This is a genomic window from Staphylococcus sp. 17KM0847 (assembly GCF_013463155.1).
Lineage (GTDB): Bacteria > Bacillota > Bacilli > Staphylococcales > Staphylococcaceae > Staphylococcus.
The window spans coordinates 1,866,688-1,891,987 of sequence record NZ_CP040781.1; the positions used below are offsets into that span (position 1 = coordinate 1,866,688).

Annotated in this window: 23 protein-coding genes; 14 read left to right on the forward strand and 9 right to left on the reverse strand. The window is 37.5% G+C overall.

The window, feature by feature from the left end; all coding sequences use genetic code 11:
- Positions 1 to 65: 65 nt before the first annotated feature.
- The 9 genes from FGL66_RS09185 to hisIE are packed head-to-tail and all read left to right on the forward strand — an operon-like array spanning position 66 to position 6,988.
- Positions 66 to 875, forward strand: a complete 810-nt coding sequence (locus tag FGL66_RS09185; protein WP_180809515.1) for an ATP phosphoribosyltransferase regulatory subunit — start codon at positions 66 to 68, stop codon at positions 873 to 875.
- Positions 876 to 903: 28 nt separating this feature from the next.
- Positions 904 to 1,518, forward strand: a complete 615-nt coding sequence (gene hisG, locus FGL66_RS09190; RefSeq protein ID WP_180809516.1) for an ATP phosphoribosyltransferase — start codon at positions 904 to 906, stop codon at positions 1,516 to 1,518.
- Complete coding sequence (gene hisD / locus FGL66_RS09195; protein ID WP_180810514.1) at positions 1,511 to 2,770, forward strand: histidinol dehydrogenase; 1,260 nt, start codon at positions 1,511 to 1,513, stop codon at positions 2,768 to 2,770. Before hisG ends, hisD begins: the two co-directional genes overlap by 8 nt.
- Positions 2,763 to 3,800: a pyridoxal phosphate-dependent aminotransferase gene (locus FGL66_RS09200; RefSeq protein WP_180809517.1), complete on the forward strand. Its 1,038-nt coding sequence runs from the start codon at positions 2,763 to 2,765 to the stop codon at positions 3,798 to 3,800. Before hisD ends, FGL66_RS09200 begins: the two co-directional genes overlap by 8 nt.
- Positions 3,757 to 4,338 (forward strand): imidazoleglycerol-phosphate dehydratase HisB, encoded by a 582-nt coding sequence (gene hisB / locus FGL66_RS09205; protein WP_180809518.1) that lies wholly within the window; start codon positions 3,757 to 3,759, stop codon positions 4,336 to 4,338. The genes FGL66_RS09200 and hisB overlap by 44 nt, the downstream gene beginning before the upstream one ends.
- Positions 4,335 to 4,910, forward strand: coding sequence for an imidazole glycerol phosphate synthase subunit HisH (gene hisH, locus FGL66_RS09210; protein WP_180809519.1), 576 nt, complete (start codon positions 4,335 to 4,337; stop codon positions 4,908 to 4,910). Before hisB ends, hisH begins: the two co-directional genes overlap by 4 nt.
- Positions 4,903 to 5,607 carry a 1-(5-phosphoribosyl)-5-((5-phosphoribosylamino)methylideneamino)imidazole-4-carboxamide isomerase gene (gene hisA, locus FGL66_RS09215; protein ID WP_180809520.1) on the forward strand — a complete coding sequence of 235 codons (705 nt, stop codon included), beginning with the start codon at positions 4,903 to 4,905 and terminating at the stop codon, positions 5,605 to 5,607. Before hisH ends, hisA begins: the two co-directional genes overlap by 8 nt.
- Positions 5,604 to 6,368, forward strand: a complete 765-nt coding sequence (gene hisF / locus FGL66_RS09220) for an imidazole glycerol phosphate synthase subunit HisF (protein ID WP_180809521.1) — start codon at positions 5,604 to 5,606, stop codon at positions 6,366 to 6,368. Before hisA ends, hisF begins: the two co-directional genes overlap by 4 nt.
- A complete protein-coding gene (gene hisIE / locus FGL66_RS09225) occupies positions 6,359 to 6,988 on the forward strand; it encodes a bifunctional phosphoribosyl-AMP cyclohydrolase/phosphoribosyl-ATP diphosphatase HisIE (RefSeq protein WP_180809522.1) in 630 nt (209 codons plus the stop codon). The genes hisF and hisIE overlap by 10 nt, the downstream gene beginning before the upstream one ends.
- Positions 6,989 to 7,059: 71 nt before the next feature.
- Here hisIE and betA read toward each other — a convergent pair whose 3' ends face one another.
- Complete coding sequence (gene betA, locus FGL66_RS09230; RefSeq protein WP_180809523.1) at positions 7,060 to 8,763, reverse strand: choline dehydrogenase; 1,704 nt, start codon at positions 8,761 to 8,763, stop codon at positions 7,060 to 7,062.
- 179 nt (positions 8,764 to 8,942) lie between these two features.
- Entirely contained in the window at positions 8,943 to 10,436 is a 1,494-nt protein-coding gene (gene betB, locus FGL66_RS09235; protein WP_180809524.1) for a betaine-aldehyde dehydrogenase, read from the reverse strand.
- Positions 10,437 to 10,725: 289 nt separating this feature from the next.
- On the opposite strand from betB, the gene cudC reads away from it, so the two are divergent.
- Positions 10,726 to 11,277: a choline uptake/conversion transcriptional regulator CudC gene (gene cudC / locus FGL66_RS09240; protein ID WP_180809525.1), complete on the forward strand. Its 552-nt coding sequence runs from the start codon at positions 10,726 to 10,728 to the stop codon at positions 11,275 to 11,277.
- Positions 11,278 to 11,359: 82 nt separating this feature from the next.
- Here the strand turns inward: cudC and FGL66_RS09245 are convergent, their stop codons facing one another.
- The gene (locus FGL66_RS09245; protein WP_258007325.1) at positions 11,360 to 12,967 is read right to left on the reverse strand and encodes a BCCT family transporter; all 1,608 of its coding nucleotides are present in this window, start codon (positions 12,965 to 12,967) and stop codon (positions 11,360 to 11,362) included.
- Between the two features lie 323 nt (positions 12,968 to 13,290).
- The gene (locus tag FGL66_RS09250; protein ID WP_180809527.1) at positions 13,291 to 14,007 is read right to left on the reverse strand and encodes an MOSC domain-containing protein; all 717 of its coding nucleotides are present in this window, start codon (positions 14,005 to 14,007) and stop codon (positions 13,291 to 13,293) included.
- 150 nt (positions 14,008 to 14,157) lie between these two features.
- Here FGL66_RS09250 and budA point away from each other — a divergent pair, with 150 nt between their 5' ends.
- Positions 14,158 to 14,862: an acetolactate decarboxylase gene (budA, locus tag FGL66_RS09255; RefSeq protein WP_180809528.1), complete on the forward strand. Its 705-nt coding sequence runs from the start codon at positions 14,158 to 14,160 to the stop codon at positions 14,860 to 14,862.
- Positions 14,863 to 14,981: 119 nt separating this feature from the next.
- Here the strand turns inward: budA and FGL66_RS09260 are convergent, their stop codons facing one another.
- The 3 genes from FGL66_RS09260 to FGL66_RS09270 all read right to left on the reverse strand — a co-directional run bounded on the left by FGL66_RS09260 (position 14,982) and on the right by FGL66_RS09270 (position 19,368).
- Positions 14,982 to 16,436 carry an alkaline phosphatase gene (locus tag FGL66_RS09260; RefSeq protein ID WP_180809529.1) on the reverse strand — a complete coding sequence of 485 codons (1,455 nt, stop codon included), beginning with the start codon at positions 16,434 to 16,436 and terminating at the stop codon, positions 14,982 to 14,984.
- Between the two features lie 283 nt (positions 16,437 to 16,719).
- Positions 16,720 to 18,339 (reverse strand): MFS transporter, encoded by a 1,620-nt coding sequence (locus FGL66_RS09265; protein ID WP_258007273.1) that lies wholly within the window; start codon positions 18,337 to 18,339, stop codon positions 16,720 to 16,722.
- A gap of 267 nt (positions 18,340 to 18,606) precedes the next feature.
- Positions 18,607 to 19,368: a class I SAM-dependent methyltransferase gene (locus FGL66_RS09270; protein ID WP_180809530.1), complete on the reverse strand. Its 762-nt coding sequence runs from the start codon at positions 19,366 to 19,368 to the stop codon at positions 18,607 to 18,609.
- Positions 19,369 to 19,609: 241 nt separating this feature from the next.
- Here FGL66_RS09270 and FGL66_RS09275 point away from each other — a divergent pair, with 241 nt between their 5' ends.
- Positions 19,610 to 20,551, forward strand: a complete 942-nt coding sequence (locus FGL66_RS09275; protein ID WP_180809531.1) for a nucleoside hydrolase — start codon at positions 19,610 to 19,612, stop codon at positions 20,549 to 20,551.
- A gap of 404 nt (positions 20,552 to 20,955) precedes the next feature.
- Here FGL66_RS09275 and FGL66_RS09280 read toward each other — a convergent pair whose 3' ends face one another.
- Positions 20,956 to 22,257, reverse strand: a complete 1,302-nt coding sequence (locus FGL66_RS09280; RefSeq protein ID WP_180809532.1) for an anaerobic C4-dicarboxylate transporter family protein — start codon at positions 22,255 to 22,257, stop codon at positions 20,956 to 20,958.
- 201 nt (positions 22,258 to 22,458) lie between these two features.
- Here FGL66_RS09280 and FGL66_RS09285 point away from each other — a divergent pair, with 201 nt between their 5' ends.
- Together FGL66_RS09285 and FGL66_RS09290 are read left to right on the forward strand one after the other, a co-directional pair.
- The gene (locus tag FGL66_RS09285; RefSeq protein WP_180809533.1) at positions 22,459 to 23,148 is read left to right on the forward strand and encodes an SDR family oxidoreductase; all 690 of its coding nucleotides are present in this window, start codon (positions 22,459 to 22,461) and stop codon (positions 23,146 to 23,148) included.
- A gap of 229 nt (positions 23,149 to 23,377) precedes the next feature.
- Positions 23,378 to 24,313, forward strand: coding sequence for a ketopantoate reductase family protein (locus FGL66_RS09290; RefSeq protein WP_180809534.1), 936 nt, complete (start codon positions 23,378 to 23,380; stop codon positions 24,311 to 24,313).
- Between the two features lie 69 nt (positions 24,314 to 24,382).
- Here the strand turns inward: FGL66_RS09290 and FGL66_RS09295 are convergent, their stop codons facing one another.
- Positions 24,383 to 25,138, reverse strand: a complete 756-nt coding sequence (locus FGL66_RS09295; protein ID WP_180809535.1) for an SDR family oxidoreductase — start codon at positions 25,136 to 25,138, stop codon at positions 24,383 to 24,385.
- Between the last annotated feature and the right edge of the window lie 162 nt (positions 25,139 to 25,300).

The window sequence follows — 25,300 nt, forward strand, 5'->3', positions numbered from 1 at the left end:
ATATGCTACTATAACCGTATTACAAAATACTTTAGTTTGGTAGAGAGCGAAAGTGAGGTTAGAAAATGGAGCATGCTTTAATCATATCTAAGTTGGAAGAAATTAATTTTTTACGTACTGCTGAAAAACATCATTACCATCTCATTCAAACACCTTTTATTGAAACATTACATTGGGATGCGTTAACACCTGATGACTTAAAGCAAATGCCCGAACGCAGTGTTTGGCAAGATCATGAACGACTTTATGCCTTACGCAATGACTTTACCGATCAGCTGGTACGCTACTATCAACAATATAATCGCCATCATAATGCCGTTGCTTATTCTGGGACTATCGTGAGACACCAACATATTCAAACACAGTTAGGTTTAGAGTGGTATGAACCGACTATTCAGGAGATGCATTATACTTTCTCTGTTTTTTTTAAATATATTCAGGAAATATTAGAAGATCAAATTGATTATATCGTCATTGGGCATTATGAACTGGTTCAATTATTATTAAACGATACACAACCCAATAAAGAGATTACGATGTTGATTGAACAGCGCAATATTTCTGGTTTAACCCTTAAACTCGGGCTTCATCATCCAATTGTTCAACTCTTACTAACACCCACACATCAGCAACTGGAAAAGTTGAATCAATTATTCGATTCTACACATCATATTATTGCAATCTTAAATCGTTGGGAGGCATTCTTTCATTCACTTGATATTGATAATGTGCATCTGGATTTAACACCTCAACCCCCTCGTTCTTATTACAAAGGCATATTTATCCACGCTAAGTTGGCTCAACGCGAATTATTACTTCAAGGGGGGTATTACAAAGGTGCTTTAGAAGGTTTTGGCCTTGGTCTTACATTATAAGAAAACATATAGCAGGGGGAGAGGTATTTTGTTAACTATTGCATTAGCCAAAGGAAGATTATTAAAAAGCTTTATAGATTATCTTGCAGAGCAAAACGTACCAGAACTGGTTGCGCGTATAACATCTCGTGAACGCCAACTCCAAATACAAACCGATCAATATCATTTCCTCTTTGTAAAAGGAAATGACGTTCCTATTTACGTCGAACAAGGCATTGCAGATATCGGTATCACAGGTAGTGATATTTTAGAGGAGCAATCCTATGACGTTAACCAATTACTTACTTTACCATTCGGTGAGTGTCACTTTGCAGTAGCTGCATTTGATGAAACACTACACTATCATACGATCGCAACATCTTTCCCCAACATTGCACAGCGTCACTTCAAAGAAACGGGACGAGATGTTTCAGTCATTGAACTATCGGGCTCTATCGAACTGGCTTGTGTTATTGGTATGGTCGATGGCATTGTCGATATTGTACAAACTGGTACAACGTTACGTTCCAATGGTTTAATCGAAAAAGAGCGTATCATGGATATACAAGCCCAACTGATTACAAACCGTCAAAGTTTTTTCACAGCATCACAAGAAATTGATGACTTTATTAAAATGTTAGGAGTGTCCCTCAATGATTTATAACAGCACGCAATTTTTAGAACACTTTCAAAGCTCTTGTGCATTCGATATGCAGTGTCACGATCAAGTGGCTGCGATTTGTAATCGTGTTCAACAAGATGGTGATGTAGCACTATACGACTATAACTTACAATTTGATGGTGTGATGACACAAGAGCTCGAAGTACCACAGTCGGAACTTCAAAATGCTTATGACACATTAGATACGCATTTACGCAATGCACTCGAACATAGTTATCAACGTATTCATGACTATCAAACACACATTCGTTATAACAATCAAGAACCTTATCAAAATATGTATGAAGTATACCACCCTATTTCAAGCGTTGGCATTTATGTTCCCGGAGGCAAAGCAAGCTATCCCTCTACTGTATTAATGACTGCCACGTTAGCACGTGTCGCAGGTGTAAAAGAAATTATAGTTGTAACACCGCCTCAAAAAGATGGCATTGCACAAAGCGTTCTTGCTGCTTGTCATATCGTTGGTGTTGACCATGTTTATCAAGTTGGTGGTGCCCAAAGTATTGCAGCTCTTGCTTATGGTACAGCAACGATACCTAAAGTAGATAAAATTGTAGGTCCCGGTAATCAATATGTTGCCTATGCGAAAAAACTTGTTTATGGTGAGGTTGGTATTGATCAAATTGCTGGACCTAGTGAAATTGCACTCATTATTGATCAATCCTGCGACTTAGAGGCTGTCGTTTATGATGTATTAGCCCAAGCTGAACATGATGAAATGGCGCGTACGTATGTGATTTCAACAGATATGTTATTACTAGAGCGCCTTGAGTCACGCTTATCAGAAGTTGCTGCAACAACTGAACGTCAAGATATTATTGCTACTAGCTTAGAACAACATCACTACGCAATATATGCGCCAACCTTTAAAGTCTGCTGCGATATCATGAATACGATTGCACCAGAACATGCATCTATTCAAACAGAGCAACCACAAGATTACGTACCTTACATTCATTATGTAGGCAGTTTGTTTTTAGGAGGCTACGCACCGGAAGCTATCGGTGATTATATTGCCGGACCTAGCCATGTCTTACCAACAAACCGTACAGCGCGTTTCCAACATGGGCTATCTGTCAATGACTTTTTAACCAAGCATACTGTCATTCAACTAGACAAGAAAACGTACAATCAAACTTATCGAGATGCTGCATATATTGCACAAGATGAAGCACTATACAATCACGAACAATCATTAAAGATTAGAATGCGAGGGACTCATGATGATTAGAATGGATAAAAACGAAAGTGCAGGTACACCGTTATCTACTCAAACTTTTCTCAATATTATGAATTGTGATGATTATAACCTTTATCATGATGAAGATTATCATCGTTTTTGTTCTGCTTATGCTCAGTACTTTGGGCGATTTACCCCAGATCAAATTTGTGCAGCGAATGGTTCTGATGAGTTGATTCAAAAACTCATGCTCATTATGCCTGAAGGACCATGCCTAACACTTAATCCTGATTTCTTCATGTATCAAGCGTACGCAGATCAAGTTCAACGTCCTATTCATTTTGTAGAAGCAACATCAGACTTGACCTTTCCTATTGATCATATATTGACACGTATTGATGAAGTACGTCCGAGCTTTTTCATTCTAAGTAATCCTCATAATCCAACAGGGCAACGCTTTGATGAGAAATATATTTTACAAATTGCACGCAAAATGCATGAACTGGGAGGATATATCGTTATAGATGAAGCCTATATCGACTTCTCAACACCGCTTGATATCACATTGGAAGATCATATTATCTTTATGCACACATTGTCTAAAGCGTTTGGTCTTGCTGGATTACGTGTCGGTGTACTTATTGGAACACCTACAACTATTGCACGCGTTCGTCAAATTGAGCACCCCTATCCATTGAATATTTTATCATTACGTGTAGCAACATACTTGTTTGAACATCCTGAATCCACACAAACCTTTGTACAGCAACAGCGTAAACTCAGCCAACGATTAAAGCATATTTTCATAAAATATGTCGGCAATCAAATCACTATCTATCCAAGCGAAACAAACTTTATCTTAACATCAGGTGAACGTGCTATATCTTTAGGTAAATATATTTATGAACATGGCTTCAAACCTCGTTTTTACGACCCGGTGACTGAAAAAAATATGGCTCACTGTGTCCGTTATTCTATTTTATCATCTGAAGATATGGATCACTTTGAAACAATTATCAAAAAGTGGAGTGAACAATATGACCCTTCAATTAACACGTCAAACAAAAGAAACACACATTGATATTACACTTTCTCAAAGTACAGAAGAGAGTAAGATTCAAACTGGCATTGGCTTTTTAGACCATATGCTCACATTATTTAGCTTTCACAGTGGTTTACATTTGGTGATCCATGTCAAAGGGGATACATGGGTGGATGACCATCATACTACGGAAGATATTGGTATCGTTCTCGGACAGCTCTTACTGCAGTTAACACAAGAACAACCTTATTATTCACGCTATGGTCAACAATATCTCCCCATGGATGAAACATTAGCACGTGCTGTTGTTGATATAAGTGGGCGTCCCTACTTATACTTCAATGCACAATTTAGCAAAGAAAAAGTAGGACAGTTTGATACAGAGCTGGTAGAAGAGTTTTTTCGTGCACTCGTGATTAATGCACGCCTAACTGTACATATCGATTTGCTACATCAAGGTAATACACATCATGAAATCGAAGCAATATTCAAAGCTTTTGCACGTGCGCTAAAACAGGCTATGATGCCGACTCAAGACACACGCATTCCTTCTTCCAAAGGTGTGATTGAATTATGATTGTTATTATAGACTATGGTTTAGGGAACGTTCACAATGTTCAACGTGCAATAGAACACTTGGGCTATCAAACACAACTATCACGTGATCCTAACACTATTAACAATGCAGACCAACTTATATTACCCGGTGTCGGTCATTTCCAAGATGCCATGAAAGCCATTCATGCTTACGGTTTAGATACACTGCTCAAAAGTTATAAAAAACCTATTATAGGCATTTGTCTTGGTATGCAATTGATGTATGAACGTAGTGAAGAAGGTCATGTTGAAGGTCTCGGATTACTCAAAGGAAACATTACTGAAATTCAAACACCTTATTCTATCCCACATCTTGGATGGAATAACTTATTAGCATCCAAACATGATTTGACACAAGATGTTTATTTTGTACACAGCTACCAAGCACCTATGAATGACTATGTTATCGCTCATACTGATTATGGAACACCTATTCCTGCAATTGTACAACATCATACCTATATCGGTATTCAATTTCATCCAGAAAAAAGTGGACAAACTGGACTGAATATATTGAATCAAGCACTCAAAGGAGGATGGCACAATGATTAAGCTATGGCCTGCAATTGATCTAATAGATCGTCAAAGTGTCCGTTTAACAGAAGGAGACTACAATACATCTGAAACAATGCCTCGCTCCGCAGAAGAGAGCATTCTATTTTATCAACAGTATGAGTGTGTAGATCGCATTCATATTGTTGACTTGATTGGTGCAAAATCACAACGTTCTGTTGAAATGACTTATATCCGTGATTTAGTGTCAATAAGTCAAAAGCCTATCGAAGTCGGAGGCGGTATTCGTCATGCCGAAACCATTCAATCTTACCTATCATATGGCATCGATTATTGTATTGTAGGGACAAAAGCAATACAAGATATACAATGGCTGACTGAAATGACGCAATTATTTCCCGGGAAACTCTATGTTTCAGTTGACGCTTACGATACAAAAATCAAAATCAACGGTTGGTTAGAAGATGCTCAATGTGACTTATTTGAGTATATTGCACAGATTGAGCATCTGTCCCTTGGTGGCATTATTTATACCGATATTTCTAAAGATGGCAAGATGAGTGGTCCAAACTTCACACGTACTTCACAGCTTGTTTCACATACTAAACTTCCCGTCATTGCTTCCGGGGGGATTCGCAACCAACATGACTTACTTCGACTTGAACAATCAGGTGTAGCTGCTGCTATTGTAGGCAAAGCGGCACACCATCCTGATTTTTGGGAGGGATTACAATGATAAAAAAGCGAATTATTCCCTGTCTGGACGTTAAGGATGGGCGTGTTGTCAAAGGTATCCAGTTCAAAGGATTGCGTGATATTGGCGACCCTGTAACATTAGCAATGTATTACAACAATAGTGGTGCCGACGAACTCGTCTTTTTAGATATTTCTAAAACTGAACGTGGACATGATTTAACACTTGATGTCATTCAACAAACGGCTTCAAAACTTTTTATTCCTTTGACAGTTGGAGGCGGGATTTCAACACTTGAAGATATTTCTCAGTTGCTCAAACATGGTGCAGACAAGGTCTCTCTAAATTCTGCTGCACTTAAAAATCCCGATCTTATTCGACAAGCAAGTACCAAATTTGGAAGACAATGTATTTGTATCGCAATAGATAGTCAATATGATGCTAAAACAGACGATTTTTATTGTTGTACACACGGTGGTAAAAAACGTACTCATAAACGGGTCTATGATTGGGTACAGGAAGTAGAGGCACTTGGTGCAGGCGAACTACTTATTACAAGTATGGACTTTGATGGTATGAAACAAGGTTTTGATATTGCACATTTAAATGAAATTGCTCGCCGTGTCCATATCCCTATCATCGCTTCAGGTGGGGGTGGCAATGCCAAACATTTTGTTGATCTTTTCCAACAAACACCTGTTTCAGCTGGTCTCGCTGCCAGTATTTTACACGATAAAGAAACGACCGTAACAGAGATTAAAACAACACTTGATCAAGGAGGTATCCCTGTCAGATGGCACTAAATCCTGACTTTTCAAAAGGACTCTTACCCGCTATATTACAAGATGTTTCAACACAACAAGTACTCATGCTAGGATATATGAATGAAGAAGCTTTTAAACGGACTCATGAAGAACAGGTCGTATGGTTTTATTCCCGTTCTAAACAAAGATTGTGGAAAAAAGGAGAGACTTCTGGCCATATACAACAAGTGGTTGATATGCATTTAGATTGTGATGCTGATGCCTTATTAATTCGTGTTCACCCCCAAGGTCCAACCTGTCACAAAGGAACACAGAGCTGTTTTAATACTGAAGTCCCTTATCAGCTCCAAAACCTTGAGACCACTATACAACAACGTATCCATACAAAGAGTGAAAAATCATATACACACTATTTGCTTACACAAGGAAAAGAAAAAATCACTAAAAAGTTTGGCGAAGAGGCTTTCGAGGTTGTAATCGCCGCTTTAAAAAATGATCATTCTGAACTCATTGAAGAAAGTGCAGATCTTCTCTATCACTTTTTTGTTTTATTACATGAGCAGCAGGTACAAATAGCAGATATTGAGAAGACACTTGCAAAACGTCATCATACTGAGAATAATTTTAAAGGGGAACGTCGTTCGATTGAACATTGGTAATTCCATTAAAATAAAAGCCTTATAACAAAGAGGTTAAACCTCTTATATTATAAGGCTTTTAATATTATAGTTTATTCATAAAATTCAACCGCACCGTCATTAGGGTCATTTTTGCCATGAACATAGTAATCTACTTGTTCAGGTGTTAATGGCTTCACACCTTTAATAATATCTGCAGCTTTTTCAGCTAACATTAAGACAGGTGCATGGATGTTTCCATTTGTTGTTGTTGGCATTACAGACGCATCCACTACACGTAAATTCTTCATGCCATGTACTTTCATCGTTAATGGATCGACAACTGCCATAGGATCCGAAGCCGGTCCCATTTTAGCACTACAAGATGGATGAAGTGCTGTTTCAGCATCTCGACGAACCCAATCCAAGATTTCTTCATCCGTTTGAACATTAGGTCCCGGTGAAATCTCACCCCCATTAAAAGCATCTAATGCAGGTTGTTTTAAGATATGACGTGCTACACGAATCGCTTCCACCCATTCACGTTTATCCTCTTCCGTTGATAAATAATTAAAAACAAATTTCGGTTTAACATATGGGTTTGTGGATGTAATCTTTAGACTACCTCTTGAGTTAGAGTACATTGGTCCAACATGTACTTGATAACCATGTGCTGTATCTGCTTTTTGACCATCATAACGGACAGCAAGTGGTAAAAAATGGAACATTAAGTTTGGATAGTCTACATCATTATTCGAGCGAACAAATCCACCACCTTCAAAATGGTTACTTGATGCTGGCCCCGTACGGCGTGTGAGCCATTCTAAACCAATTAATGGCATTTTAAATTTATTCAAGCTCGGTTGCATAGATACAGGTTCTTTACATGTATGTTGAATATATACTTCAAGATGATCTTCAAAGTTTTCCCCTACACCCGGTAAATGTAAGCGAGGCTTAATACCCAGTGATTTTAGATGTTTTTCATCGCCAATACCTGATAATTGTAATAATTGCGGCGTATTAAATGCACCACCAGATAAAATAACTTCTTTTGCCAGTACTTTATGCAGTCGTCCATTGCGCTTATAAGTCACACCTGTCACAACGTTCCCATCGAAATGTAATTTTTCGACAAAAGCGCGCGTTTTTACAGTTAAATTTTTACGTTTCATCGCTGGACGCAAATAAGCACGTGATGCTGACATACGGCGACCATGATGGATTTGGCTATCAAACGGACCAAATCCCTCTTGACGATAACCGTTTACGTCTTTTGTTTTTTTATAGCCCGCTTCAACTGCAGCATTGAAAAAAGCATGGAATAATGGATTATCTGCTGGACCACGACGTAACTTGACAGGTCCATTCAAACCACGAATCGGATCATCTTTATCTGCTCCAAACGCCGTTTCAAGACGTTTAAAGTATGGTAAACAGTGTGCATAATCCCACGTTTCCATTCCTTCTGATTGACCCCACTTCTCATAATCTAATGGATTACCACGCTGATAAATCATGCCGTTAATTGAACTTGAACCACCTAGCACTTTACCACGTGTATGAAATACTTTTCGTCCTCCCATATGTGGCTCTCCATCTGTTTCATATTTCCAGTCATAGAAGCGATTACCTGAAGGGTACATCAATGCAGCAGGCATTTGAATAAATAAATCCCATGGATAGTCACTACGACCCGCTTCCAATACAAGAACCTTCTTCTCTTTCTCTTCACTCAAACGTGCAGCAAGAACAGATCCTGCACTGCCACCACCAATAATAATATAATCATACATTTTATCGTACGCTTTCGACATCGAACATCCTCCTCAAAATTTTAACTTTAAGACATGATTTAGAAGTCTTAACCGAATGATTTTACAAACATATCGAATCAAAAAGATGACTGTCATACATCTCCCGGCTCAATAAGCGACCGCCCAAACTTATATTTCAAGTCATTTTATAGACTGTAAATACACTTGATAACTAGCTTTTATTTCGTACCAAACCAATTTATAGGCTCTGGGTTTGTATTTGTTAAGATATGCTTCAATTCAAGATATTCTTCCAATCCTGCACTGCCGAGTTCACGACCAATGCCTGATTGCTTATATCCTCCCCATGGCGCTTGGGCAAAATATGGATGGAAATCATTAATCCATACTGTTCCCATACGCAAACGGTGTGCTACACGCTGTGCTTTACCAATATCTTGAGAAAATACGCCACCTGCTAGACCATAAATTGAATCATTAGCAAGCTGTACTGCTTCCTCTTCTGTATCGAAACCTTCAACAGTCACCACAGGACCAAAAACTTCTTCTTGTACGATACGCATAGATGTATCGCAATCCGTAATAACTGTAGGTTCAAAGAAAAAGCCTTGTTGTAAATCCTCACGTTCTGGACGTTTACCCCCTACTGCAATCGTTGCACCTTCTTCTTTCGCAACTTGCATATAACGTTCAACTTTATCACGATGTTCCGATGAAATAAGTGGCCCTAACTCTGTATTTTCATCAAAACCATCACCCATTTTAATTTGTTTAACACGATCGATTAATGCCGCCTCAAATTGATCTTTAATCGCATTGTGAACAATCAAACGTGAACCTGCCGAACATACTTGTCCTGCATGAAAATAGGCGCCGTTCAGAGCTTGATCTACTGCCAAATCAAAGTCTGCATCGTCAAATATAATATTTGGATTTTTACCACCTAGCTCAAGGGCAATATTTGTAACATGATCTGCTGCCTGCTTCATAATACGTTTACCCGTTTGAATACCACCTGTAAATGACACTAAGTCTACCTCTTTATGCGTCGACATTATATCTCCAATTTCTGAACCTGCACCTAATACAAGATTAATGACACCATTAGGAAAACCTACTTCTTCCATCAATTCAAATACGCGAATAGTTGTTAATGGTGTAATCTCACTCGGTTTCATCACTAAAGAGCATCCCGTCGCAAGTGCAGGTGCAATTTTCCATGATGCCTGCAATAATGGATAATTCCACGGCGTGATTTGTGTTACAACACCAATTGGTTCTTTGACTACTTTACTTTCAGTATTTGCAATAGGTGAGTCGATTAACGCTCCGCCCTCTTTATCTGCTAATCCTGCAAAATACATAAAAACATTGTGAATATCATCCATGTCTGCAAGTGACTCTTCCAATGTTTTACCTGTGTCTAATGTTTCTAACTGTGCGAGCGTTTCACGGTGTTCTTTAATCTTATCCGCAATTGCACGTACTTTCTGACCTTTGTATTCTGCTGTCGTCTGCGCATAATCTCCTGCATCAAACGAACGACGTGCCGCTAAAATGGCACGCTCAACATCTTCTGTTGTCCCCTCAGCAACTGTCATAATAACGTCCTGATTATACGGATTAATAATATCACGTGTTGCTTGACTACTACTCTCAACCCATGCACCATCTATAAATTGATGACGTGACAAATCTTTAACAAGTTCCATCATAATCCACCTCTGTTAAGTTTGTTAAGTTTTTATTTAACGAATTTCACAAAGTTAACTCTATCATCCTCTTTAAGAAGTGTCAAATCGCCATTCTCTTGATAAGCACTGTATCATCAGCGACTCTCCCCCTTTTGCTCATATGCACATGAGCTTCTTATCTCCTCTCTTAGCACATACACAGATCGTTAAAAAACAACTATTTTTTTATTGAAAAACTTGAGTTAAAGTTGAAAAGAGATGTACAATTTAGCAGATAGAACACTCAATATAAGGAGGTGACCATGGGATGAAAGCAAATACAAGCTATGCCTTACAATTGGAGACAGCCAAAGATATTGTAATTAATTCGATTGCCGAAACAATGGATCTATACGGTATTAATCGCAGTGTAGGTAACTTATACGGTACGATGTTATTTGAAGAGAGCATGACACTCGATGAAATGCGTAATGAACTGCAAATGAGCAAACCAAGTATGAGTGCTGGTGTCAAAAAGTTACAAGAATTCGATGTCGTTAAACAACGATTTACACGCGGCAGTCGTAAACAACATTTTGAAGCAGAGAAAGACTTCTTTACATTCTTCAGTAACTTCTTCACACAAAAATGGCACCGTGAAATTAAAATTAATATGGCCGCCTTACAAGAAGCAGAAGATATAATTGATCATATTCTTGATGCTACGGATGTCGAAGAATCTATAAAGACAGAAGCTCAAGAAATCAAAGCCCATATGGCTCATTCACGGTTATATTACCAATGGCTCAGCTCAATTAGCAATGCGATTAAGTCTGGCGCTATTTTCAATTACTTTCCAATACCTCATAACGATGAATAATAACGGGCTTTTATCCTTTCTGATTGACCACCAAAAAAACCTGAAGCTACACACATCTTGCGTAACTTCAGGTCTTTTTAATTTATAAATTATTATCTTCATCATCTTTTTCACTCACTTGTAAAATACGCAGTGAGCGACGTTCAATCTTTTTAAACCGCTCTGCCCGTGTCTGCAATGCAATACGGTCCCCCGATAATATCATCATAAACGAAATCATAATAATAATAAAAATGACAATTAACGGGACGCCTGCAACGATAGAAGCCGTTTGTAATATTTCAAGTGCACGTTCACCGCCAACAAGCATTAATGAAAATGGAAGTAAGCATAATGCAAATGCCCAAAACAAACGATTCATTTTAATCGGCTCACCTTTTACACGTATTTGTGTCGCCGATGCAACAATATATGATGCAGAGTCAAATGTTGTTACTAAAAATAGAAAAGCTGATAATACAAACAGTGCAATCATCACTTGTGAAAATGGTAAATGATGAACAACTTCAATAATTGTCGCTTCTGTACCGTGTGTATTGAGAAATGCTACCACATCAAACTGTCCTGTAATTTGTAAGTATGTCGCATAGTTCCCAAAAATACCAAAAAATAACACACAACCAAATGTACCATACACAATTGTTCCTAAAATCACTTCTTTTAATGTTCGTCCCCTAGAAATACGTGCAATAAATAAACCGATGAATGGCGCATAAACGATCCACCAAGCCCAATAGAAAATCGTCCATTGTTGCGGAAAATTTGTCTCTTCACGCCCACCTAAACCGCCAAAAGGTTCAAGCCATGTTGCCATTTGAAAAAAGTTTTTTAACATATTTCCAAAACTCGTTACAGTAGTTTCCATAATAAAAATGGTAGGTCCTACAATAAAGATAAATGCCAGTAAAACAAAAGAAAGCCAAACATTCAAATCACTTAAAACTTGTATGCCTTTTTTCAATCCTCTATATGAACTGTAAGCAAATACAATCGTAATACCTAATAAAACCAGACTCTTAACACCCATACTTGAACCATCAATACCAAACAGCTTTTCCAGGCCTGCTGAAATCATAGGAACTCCTAATGCTAATGAGGTTGCTGTTCCACCTATTAAACCAAAAATAAATAAAATATCAACAAGTTTTCCGATCAAACCATCCGTATGACTTTTCAATATCGGACGGCAAGCCTGACTAATTTTGAAAATAGGCTGCTTTTTGACAAATACTAAATAACCGATAGGTAAGGCAGGTAACACATAAATTGACCATGCAATAGGTCCCCAATGAAACATGCCGTACATCGTTGCATAATTCAGTGCAGTATCACTCATTGGTTCGGCGCCTTGAGGTGGTCCTTGAAAATAATAAGCCCACTCAATAACACCCCAATATAAAATATCAGAGCCAATACCTGCACAAAAAAGCATTGAAGCCCATGCAAAGTCGCTAAACTCTGGCCGATCACTGGCACGACCTAATGTCACTGAGCCATACTTTCCAAAAGCAATATAAAGTACAAAACAAAAAATTGCCAGTCCTAATACAAGATAAGTCGCACCCAGTTTTGTTGTAACAAATTCGTTCATTGCCATTACAACCGCTCGACTTTGTTGCGGAAAGACCATCATTGGAGTGACAGCCATTAATAAAACCAATGCTGTTCCACAAAAAACAATCCAATCCATCAATTTATTTTTTTTATGCACATTGAATCCCCCTATGTTCTATGTATTTCTTTCACAGTAAGACACATGCCATAGCGTATCGAAGTTTTTAAGTTAATGCAAATTACATTCAACTATATGCATTAACACTTTTGAATATATATAACTTCACCCCTCTTAAACAATTGTCAAAACAACGTTATAAACTTGGTTAATAACGTTAAAAATTTATTTAACGGATTATAATTTGTATTTTTATTCATTTATTAGGTATATTTATTTATTTGAAAAAGCATTGAAACACCTCTTTTTCAAAAGTGTTTCAATGCTTTTTATTATCTATATCATGATATATGTTCGATATTCGGACCATATAACCTCGCCGTATGATCAATCTCTTCTCCAGCAATGCGTTTATCTAAAGTATTTTGCCAACTTTCTGGTGTGAATGATGCATCTTTTAAAGCTTGCATTAACTTAATATCCTTAGAGTGGTTTAACACATCATTCATACGTTGAATTGACCATTCTGGATAAGGTCTTTCTTGTAAAATCAGCTCATCTCCACGTTGAATATAACCTTCCTGAAGCACACGATAATACCAGCCAGTATGACCTGTTTCTTCTAACATCTCAGCAAACTCCAAAATACCTAAACGACGGCTCGGCTTCCAACATGGTCTCCTCGGCTGTGATACTTGTACAACAGCTTCACCTATTTGATAAATATCTCCTATACATACAGACGTCTCATTCATATGACGAACCGCAATATTCTCTCCATTACTACCCACTGGAATATTTTGATGATACTTGTGACTAAATGCTGTATAATGATCCGCACAATACGCAAAAAGCGCTTTTTCTGTTCCACCATGAAAACGTGTATCTGCCACATTGTCACCGTGTAATCCATCTTTAGCAAGCCAAACAGATTGATCCGTTGCTTGCTTAAAGGCAGCCGTTGTCCATGGTTGTTGTAATGGATGCGTTGCCGCTTCATCTCCTATTTGTCGGACCCCTCCAATATATAATGTATCAATCCGTGCAATCTGTTCCATCCTACAACACCCCTTTTGTCCTATTTATTATTCATATTATCGTAATAATACTCCATCTGTCTATATTCATCAGGTCGTTATACTTGTTACGACTCTGTACACCTTTTACAATAGAATGGAATAGGATAATACATAAAGGTGGCAACAACTATGCAACATACATTATATCAACATGGCACACTTGGTACTTTGATGGCAGGCGCATTAGAAGGAACTTGCTCCATCCATACATTGCTACAATATGGTGACCATGGTATCGCAACATTAACAGGCTCTGATGGAGAGGTCATATTTGTAGATGGAGAAGCATATCATGCAACAACAACTGATCATAACGTTCGTCATTTAACAGGTGATGAGCTCGTACCTTATGCTTCTATATCGAAGTTTGTATCGGATACAACGTTTGATGTTCAACATTTAAATCAAGAAACGCTTTATAAAGAAATTCGTAATCAAATGTTAAGCGAAAACTTATTTGCTGTCATTAAAATTAAAGGTGTTTTTGATATGATGCACATACGTGTCATGCCTAAACAAACACCTCCATATACACGACTCATCAAATCTGCACAAGCGCAACCCGAATATACACGCAATAATATCTCTGGAACAATTGTTGCTGTATACACACCTGAAGTTTTTCATGGTATAGGGTCCGCAGGTTTTCATGCACACTTTTTATCAGATGACCGTCAATTTATGGGTCACATCTTAAACTTCGATGTCACAAATGCAGCGGTAGAAATACAAAACTGTCCAATCTTTGAACAACACCTTTCTACAAAACCATCATTTCTCAACAAACAATTCGACTATCAAGATATTGCCGAGGATATTCGTCAAGCTGAATAAAATACGCACAGGATAGAAGAAAAAAGCGGTGACGAGATCTCTCAGAGCTATTTCGTCACCGCTCTCCATAAAGTCGATTTACATTTCCTAATAACACCTTTTAATATGTAATGACTTCCTTACTTTGGAGCTTCTTCCGTATAAAATTCAAAAATATTTTTGGCATTTTCTGTGTTATCTATATTTCCTTCGAAGACTTCTGATCGTGGTCCAAAAGCATACGTGTTAACATCTTCTCCTGTATGCCCATACGTCGTCCATCCTGTGTGAGAAGCTTCATTGATGGGGTGCTGAACTGCATCTTGCAATACTTGAAATTGTGCCTCATATTTGTCTTTATCTTTTTTCTCATCTAACTTTGCAAGTTGATTCGCTTCTTTTTTGATCACTTTATAATCTTTTTTATCTACTTCAAAACCATATCCTGCTTGAATTGTTTTCGAAATGTTTTGACCTTCTGCAATTTGCTCTGTCATCCATTTACCTGAATGTTTCATATTTCGTACAACTTCAGCATCCCATAAATAGTCCTTGCCTTTAGCAATGGTCATCCCACCTGTTGAATGGTCTGCCGTTGCAATAACAAGTGTATCTGGATGCACTTTCGCATAGTGCATTGCTTCATCAAATGCTTTTTCAAAACTTTTCATTTCGGACATCACACCTGTTATATCATTAGCGTGTCCTTGCTTATCGATTGATGCACCTTCTACCATTAAAAAGAAGCCTTGATCATTTTTAGATAGACGCTCTAATGCTGCTTGCTGCATATCGACTAATTGAGGGTCGTCCTGTGGTGCATCGATTTGTAAAGGCATATGCGCCTCTGAAAATAACCCTAATACTTTAGATTTTTCTGATTGTGCTAATACCGCTTTCGTCGTTACAACATCATAGCCATCTTTTTCAAATTTTTTATCAAGGTTTCCATTCTCTTTGCCAAAATATTTTGCCCCTCCGCCAAGAATTACATCCACCTTATGCTTACTATCGATACGATCTTCATAAAACTGCGTGGCAATCTCATCTTTCTTATCACGGCTATCTACATGTGCAGCATACGCTGCTGGTGTTGCATCTGTTACTTCTGCCGTTGTGACTAGACCTGTTGACTTACCTAACTTTTTAGCACGCTCTAAAACTGTTTCAACCGTTTGCTTGTGAGAATCCACACCTATTGCACCATTGTATGTTTTATGACCTGAACTAAAAGCCGTTGCTGCCGCGGCTGAATCCGTCACATTATCTTTAGAGTCTGCTGAAATGGTACGTTGGCTCCCGACTAAATATTCATCAAATGCTGTTGGTTCCATATCTTTTGTATCTGGATTATCTGCAAAATAACGATATGCCGCATTATATGAAGGGCCCATACCATCACCCACTAAAAAAATAATGTTTTTAGGTTTTTCAGTATTGCCATATGCTGTCACACTCGTATCTTGTTGTTGGTGTGCCTGTCCCTCACTTGTTTGGCTATTTGCATATGATGTATAGGGTGTCACTCCAAAAAATGATGATGTTACAAGTACACTGGCTAATGCGAGTTTGTTCCATTGCTTTTTGATTTTCATCTGTTACGAACTCCTCTACTCAATATGACTTTCATCATCAGTGTACCGAAGAATTATAAAGCTTATTTAATGCGAATATTAAGATTGTGTAAAGGTCTACATCAAAAAATTTACGTTCTTTCTGTTCCACATGAAACAATAAAAAGACAAGAGCAGAACAGAAAGCGCATTTTTATAAAAGCTTTCATCGTCCTGCTCACAGCAAGTATAGTTATAAATGAAAAGTTTATGAGAACATTTTCCCCTTTCAGACCTCTATTGTTATTCATAGATATTGATGCACTTACTTAGGATCATCCCCTATGGCTTCTTCTATTTCTAATGATTGCGTTACATTCAAAAACTGTTTTCTAAATATAATCGTTAAAATTAATATCATCAGTGAACCTAAAGCTGCTGTTAAGAAAACTGGCATAAAAGCAGTATGTGCCGTAGACTCTAACCCTTGTTTTACAGATTGATTCAATAATGTTGATTCCTGTTCTGACAGATACTGCCAAACATCATATGTACTTCCATTTAAACTTTCCAACTTATGCTGCAACTTCATTGACAGATCATTAAATGCATATCCATTTATATTCAGCATATTTGTTACCTGATCTACTGTCTTGCTGAAGCCCAGTTGAATAAACGTTGCAAAAAGTGTCGGTGCAATGGTAATACCCATTTGCCGTGAAACAGATAATGTTGCAATGACCGTATTGTTATGATTATCTTCAGCACCTGCCGTACGCGTGGCGAGCACTGTCAATGGGGCACCTATTGTAAAGCCAAAACCTAGTCCCGCAACAATAGAAAAGACAATAAAAGTTAAACTACTGAATGTCAAGTACGCCAATCCACCATAACCGATAATACTAATGATACTTGCAATAATCAGTGCAAATACAGGACCTTTACGATCAACCATTTTTCCTCCCATCGATGCACCCACTCCCGATGCGAGCGCAAGTGGCGTCAACCAAAATCCACTATTTTCAGAACTGACGTGTAAAATATTTTCTACAAACGCTGGAATAAAAATAATCGCTCCAATAAGCATACCGGAAAATATACCCATGATTAATATGACTGCAAATGTGGGCTGACGTAAAAGTGTATACGGCAGAAAGGCATCTACTGCTTTTTCTTCATTTCTGCGTTCAATCCAAATCATTATGGCATAACCTATAATAGCAAGTACAAATAAACCAATCACAGACCAACGCATCATGCTACTGATCAGATCACCCGCTCGAATATTATAAATAGCAAACATGACGAGTAGCGTTGATAGTGAAAACATAATAATGGCATAAGTATCCATTTTTTTCTGAACTGGACGATGTGATTCGGACATTTTCATTCCAATAAAAATAATAATAAATATTGCAATAGGAACATTCACTAAAAAGAGCCAATGCCATGTTCCTGTCACTTTTATTAAGATACTCCCTAGGTTAGGTCCTAGAACAGACGCTATTCCATTCATTGCACCAAGTGCGCCAAGCATTGTTCCCTGTTTTGTACGATCATAAGTAGAGATAAAATGGGCACTTGCAATAACAAATAGGCCCCCACCACCTAAAGATTGAACAAGGCGTGCAACAATAAAAAATGTATAGTTTGGACTTAACGCAACGAGTAACGAACCTACACCAAATAACACAACTTCAATCATATAAACCTTCTTACGTCCATACATATCTGCAAGCTTTCCTGCAATAGGTGTAGCTACTGCCATTCCTAACGTATAGATAGCTATTCCCCACGCACCCATTTGTGGTGGTATTTCAAAAGACTGATTAATTGTAGTAAGTGCTGCACTGATGATACCATTGTCCAATGCCGCCATAAAAACACCAATCAATAAAAGTAATGCGACAAAGTTAAATTTTGTCTGCTTTTCTGAGGCAGCCAATACTCATCCACCCTTTCATTGTTCTTTAATATCACTATTTTATCATGGTACAACAAACATAAGAATAAAAAATGCACTCAGATTAACACTGAATGCATAGAAGTGCGCATTATAATCATACATTGCAAGTCAATTGTGCTTGCCCACGCTTATATATACCTATCTTGGATGCAAAATAACGAATGATGACGTATTGTACCTCAGTGAAACCCCAACAAGTTTTACTTTAAAAGACCCACTTATCTTATCTGTGGTCCACTATTCTGATCACTTTGCCTTATATGCTGCATGTACAATATAATTCAAACTTTTCTCATACCTTTTAAATGTCTTAAACATACGCATAAACATCTGCCTATTTTCTTTTTTCAAAGCATTTTTTACAATCTTAACAGTGCCTTTAACGCCTTCATCGTAAACCATACCCTTAGGCGTCATTAATGTCATCTGACCTTGTTCTGTTTCAATGTTAACAAATCCTGCATTGCAATATAATTCATGCCATTTCTCTTTTAACTGTGGTGAAACATTCACGTTAATGGCTTGCGAAAGATGCGTAATAATTTCTTTTTCATGAGTAGCATCTTCAATCACAATATCATGTGTTAACAAAACACCACCCGGTTTTAACACACGATAATATTCTTGCAGTGCCTGTTGCTTAGCCTTAACTGGCAACATTGTCAACATTGCTTCATTGAGTACAATGTCAAAGCTGTTATCTTCAAAAGGGAGCTTCATAGCATTTGCTTGCTGAAGGTGAATTTTATCAGCTAGACCAGCTGCACGTATATTTTCTTCACCTTTTTCAAGTGCCGTTTTATTCAAATCTATCCCTTCAATGTGACAACCATATGTTTGTACTAAATCAATAGATGTCGTACACATATTACATGCTACTTCTAAAACTTTTTTATGCGCATTAAATTGCCCTTTATGAATAAGCCAATCCGTTGCACGCTTACCACCCGGACGCAATCTTGTTTTTCCTAATTTTGCTAAAAATGTATGTCCTGCTTCTTTTTTCATATGACACCTCATCTATTTGATAATGATTATCATTATTATAACATTCGAATCTAAGAAAAATGATTAAAAATATGACTATCTTATGACACTACACACTCAATCTCACCATCATTATTTACATAAATTATTCATATTAGATGTTTTAATGCTTACTAAAGTTTTTATTTTATATGTAACACATGAGGTGCTTTTTTTGACTCAATTCATTATGATAGAGTCATCACAAATAAAGGAGAAAATTATGAAACCTATTTATTTCAATCATGATGGCGGTGTAGATGACTTAATCTCACTTTTCTTACTCTTACATATGGACTCGGTCGACCTTATAGGTGTCAGTACAATTGGTGCTGACTGCTATGTTGAACCTTCAGAAAGCGCCTCACGCAAAATTATTAATCGCTTTGCAAAACAACCACTAGATGTTGCCGCTTCACAAGAACGTGGTAAAAATCCATTCCCAAAAGATTGGCGTATGCATGCCTTTTTTATGGATGCACTCCCTATTTTAAACGAGCCATGTACAATCCAATCTCAATTATTGGCTCAACACGCTTACGAAGATATCATCGATAAAATACAAAATACTGATAAACCTGTGACTTTGTTATTTACAGGCCCTTTGACCGATCTTGCAAAAGCATTAGATGTTGCACCAGAAATTGAACAAAATATCGAACGCCTTGTATGGATGGGAGGAACATTTTTAGAAAAAGGAAATGTAGAAGAACCTGAACATGATGGTACAGCAGAGTGGAACGCTTTTTGGGATCCCGAAGCAGTAGCACGCGTCTTCGCAACAAATATTCCAATCGATATGATTGCTTTAGAAAGTACAAACCAAGTACCGCTGACACCTGCAATTCGACAATACTGGGCAAACCAACGTCAACATACCGGTGTAGATTTCCTTGGTGTAAGTTATGCTGCTGTACCACCGCTTACACATTTCCAAACAAACTCAACATATTTTCTATGGGATGTACTTACAACAGCTTATATCGGAAAACCCGAACTTGTACGACAAAAAGTAGTACATGCTTCTGTTTTCACATCTGGTCCAAGCCAAGGACGGACATATATTGATAACGTGAATGGTCGCCCATTAAACCTGGTATATCATGTTGAACACGATGCCTTTTTTGAATATATTACAAACTTAGCAAAACAAGTACGTGATTAAATCACCTGATTATGTTTCATAATATATTTACAATTGGAAAACTAAAATTTTGGATTCGCTCTCATAAAACAAGATATTTTATATTTATAAATATCCATAAAACGATGCACTTTAGAACATCAACGCGTTTAAAAATAAAAAGTATAAGATTATTTAATAATTTTATGATATAATCACGTTATAGTGTTAATTATTTTTATATTAATTGAACCTTTTTGGCCTACGTCCTCCCCATAGTGGCGTGGGCTTTTTGTATTCATATACTTTTACAGTTAAAAATGGGGCAGAAATCTTTTTAACCCTCAAGATTTCCACCCTACGCTCAACAAGAATCATCCGCTTCTAAAATCGTTTCCTGCTATTAAATTTTATAATCGATACTTCTAACTTCTGTATACTATATTCTAAATTCCGATAATCATTCTAATCGTCAAACCAACGATAACTGTTGTACCAATCAAAAAGAAACCTGGAACTAAAAAGCTTGTTGTTTTTGTAGAACGTGTTTCGTCAACATCTACCGCAAATAAAATTGTAGGCTGTGCTGGAATAACAAAGTTAACATTTAATGTTTGCGCAATCGCTATAAAAAATGTTGGTGGGATTCCTAATGTCATGACAATCGGCACCATAATCGATGCTGTCGCAGATTGAGAAATCACAATCATTGCTACTAAACCGACAAGTAAAACAAGAAGCCATGGTGCTTGAGCAACTAGACCACCAATTTGCTTTTCCATAATATCGCGATTGGCAGACGCACTAAAAATCGTAGCTCCAAGCCACCCGGGTCCCAACACAGCAAATAATGCGCCAATTGCAGCTTGCGTAATATGTGTGTTTAATATTTCATTCGGTTGGATTTTAATTAATAATAAATTAACCATTGCACTCATATACATAAAGAGTTGCACAAGGTCAGTCATTTGTAGTTTCACAATGTCTCCATCAATTTTAAAAGACGGACCTAATTCAGGAAAAATACCGAATATTAAAATACAGCCCACTGCAATAATAAATGATAATACACCTATTTTTACACGTGTTGAATAAGTTCGAGATACGTCTTCTTTAACAATCTTCTGCAACATCGTCTCAGCTTGGCGTTCATCCATTTTTGTATTACCAACAAATGTCATAAAGATACTTAAAATGACCATACTGATCAATGCTGTCGGTAATACAATCGCTAAATAATTTCCCATTGTAATCCCTAGTCCTGCAAACTCAGAAATCATATATGCTGTTGCAGAAGCTGCCGGACTACACAATAAAGCAATATTGGCTGTCAATACAGAAGCAGTCAACGGCTTTTTCGGTTGAATTCGTGCCTTGAGTGCCGTTTTGGCAATAATAGGCTCTAACGATAAAGCAATATTCGTGGTGCCAATACCAAACACAAACAAAAAAACAATCATTGGTGCAATAAAAATAATCGACTTAGGAAAGCGCTCAATCACTTTGGAAGCAAGTTGTACTAAATAATCAATACCCCCTGTTGCTTGGAGCGTCCCACCTGCGATACCAATAGATAGAATGATTAACACTGCAGTGACAGGTGCCGAACCTGGAGGGAGTCCAAAACCAAATATCATTATAAGTTGTGCAACAATTGCAAAAATACCACACCCTAATGCACCAGCTATACGTAAGCCAAGTACAATAGCAATGATCATTATAATAATTTCAATACCAAAAAGAAGCATTCTTTTTCTTCCTCTTTTCATTTTCAATGTGAATATTTTAACATAATAATGATTATTTTTTAACGCATTCTTTTGTAGCTTTTTGACATATTTGTTAACATAAATGCAATTCATATACAATATCGAATCATATCACTAGCATTTCACTTCAAAAAGCTTTTAACTTTAAGTTACAAATTATTTATGAAAGGTGATTATAAAATGCATACAATTACTGATAAAGTTGCCATTATTACAGGAGCAAGTAGTGGTATTGGCGCTGCGATCGCACGTCAACTTGATGAACACAACGTGAAAGTTGCATTATTATCACGCAGCGAAGACAAAATGAGTGATGTTGCTACACATTTTAAAGATGCACTCATTATTCCAACAGATGTTACTAACAAAGATGAAGTACAACAAGCTGTGCAACATGTCATAGAACATTTTGGCAAGATTGATATTTTGGTCAACAGTGCGGGTCTTATGACTTCTTCGGCTATTACAAAAGGTGATGTCGACGGATGGGATACTATGATTGATGTCAATATCAAAGGCACGTTATACGCAATTCATGCGGTAATGCCATATTTACAATCACAGTCTTCTGGACATATTATTAACATTTCTTCTATATCTGGCTTCGAAGTTACTAAAGTCAGTACATTGTATAGTGCGACAAAAGCTGCCGTACATACGATTACGCAAGGACTTGAAAAAGAGCTGGCACGCACAGGTATCCGAACAACAAGCATTTCACCCGGAATGGTGGATACGCCACTCAATGCAGATAGTGACTTTGGAGGCCGCAAAATGTTAGACGCTAATGATATTGCGAGTGCTGTCACTTACGCCTTAACACAACCGCCACATGTCAATATCAACGAAATTACAGTACGCCCTGTTTGACCACCATACGATGTCATAAACCTATACGATTAAAATAATTGCTTAGAAAGCAAAATACACGCTTGAATCCTACTTGCTATAACACTTGTACCACTATATCGATATGAATATTCGTTGTCTTACTCCTTTTCTAATATAGTTTAGTCTGATTCGTGACATTGACATCTTTTCTTTAAAAACCTAAACTTAATGTAAGCGGTTTACACCTAACAACTAAGGGGGAGATATTGTGACAAATATAGCAATAGCTGGTGCCGGTGCTATGGGAAGTCGTATCGGAAGTTATATTAAACAAGCTGGATACTCCGTTACATTGATTGATACTTGGGAAGACCACGTTCGTGCAATCAATACAAACGGTTTAGAAGTTCAAACAGAAACAGATACTTATACTGTAAATATCCCTGCTATATTACCAACCGAAGTGACTGAATCATTTGACTTCATTATTATCCTGACTAAAGCGATGCAGTCAGAGTCTATGATTCAAGAACTCTATAATAGAGGTGCCATTCATCAAGATACTGCCATTTTAACGATGATGAATGGTTTAGGTCACGATGAACGATTCAAAAAAATTGTCCCACACTCGCAAATCTTTTTAGCAGTGACTATGTGGACAGCAGGTATGCGTGGTCCTGGACAAATTTTACTAGAAGGTCAAGGCAGTATTGAGTTTCAACGTGCAGACGGTCAGGTAGATCACCGTACTGAAGCCATCAACAAAATCTTCAATGACGCGGGACTTAATGCCAAAGTGAGTAACAATGTTTTCCAATCCATTTGGTCTAAAGCAACGTTAAATAGTGTCTTAAACCCTTTATGTAGTATTTTGAATAAAACCATCTATGAATTTGGCAGCTATGAACATACTCGTGCAATGGTACAGCCTATCATCGAAGAAATCGTTGCAGTCGGTCAAACACGTGGTGTTACTCTCGATGCTGAAGCACTTCTCAAAAAAATTGAAGCAGCCTATCCTAAGGAAACACAAGGCTTACACTATCCATCTATGCACCAAGATTTATATCATGGACGTTATACTGAAGTAGATTACTTGAATGGCCAAATTAGCCAGTATGGTCGTGAGGCAAATATCCCAACACCTAACAACGATATGTTGACACATCTTATTCATCAATTAGAGATGAAGTATGTAAAATAACTTAAAAGGCGTGTGATGTGCCTCGCTACAACGAAGCAATCACACGCCTTTTATATGTTTTGATGGGTATTATATAATCGCATCTGGCTCTTCGGGTAAAATTTGTCCACCATCAATAACAAGACTTTGGCCTGTAATAAACTTAGCTTGTGGACTAGCAAAGAATGCCACTGCATAACCAATATCAAATGGCTCTCCTAACGCATGTGTTGGAATAATTTTGCGCGTTCCTTCCAAGTAAGCCTCCCCTTGTGCTTTCAACCCTTCTGTCAAAACATTACCCGGCTGTACAGCATTGATTGTAATGCCGTATTTCGCATACTCTAATGCTGCACTACGCATAAAACCTAACTGACCTGCTTTTGTTGCGCCATAATGCGACCACCCCGGATAACCCGTAATCGGTCCAGTGACTGATGAAGTTAATATAACACGTCCATACCCTTGTGCTTTCATGACATTGAGCACAGCTTGCGTCATGAGAAACATCCCTTTTAAATTAACATTTTGAATATAATCCCAATCATCTTCTGTTAATTTTTCAATCGGAATTTGCGGGTAGACACCTGTATTAGATGCTAAAATATCGATGCGTTCATATTTTCCAATAATATCCGCTATAACAAATTCAATACGTGCCTTATCTGTCACATCTAACTCATAAAAGTCTCCACCGACATCTTTCGCCGTTTGTTGACCTTGAACGCTATCGATATCACCAATAATAACTTTTGCACCCGCTTGCGCTAACGCCTCAACAATACCTTTACCAATACCGTTGGCACCACCAGTTACTAAAGCAATTTGTTGTGAAAGTTCTATCATATGCCTTACACCCTTTCATTATTTTAAAAGCCTCTCTTTTATTGTAAACCTTTTCACAAACAATTAAAATCATTAAACAGCGTTAATATATATCGTAGACACCCACACACTGAACTAACCTATATTAAGATATTAAAGGTTATGCAATACTCCTTGTTGAAC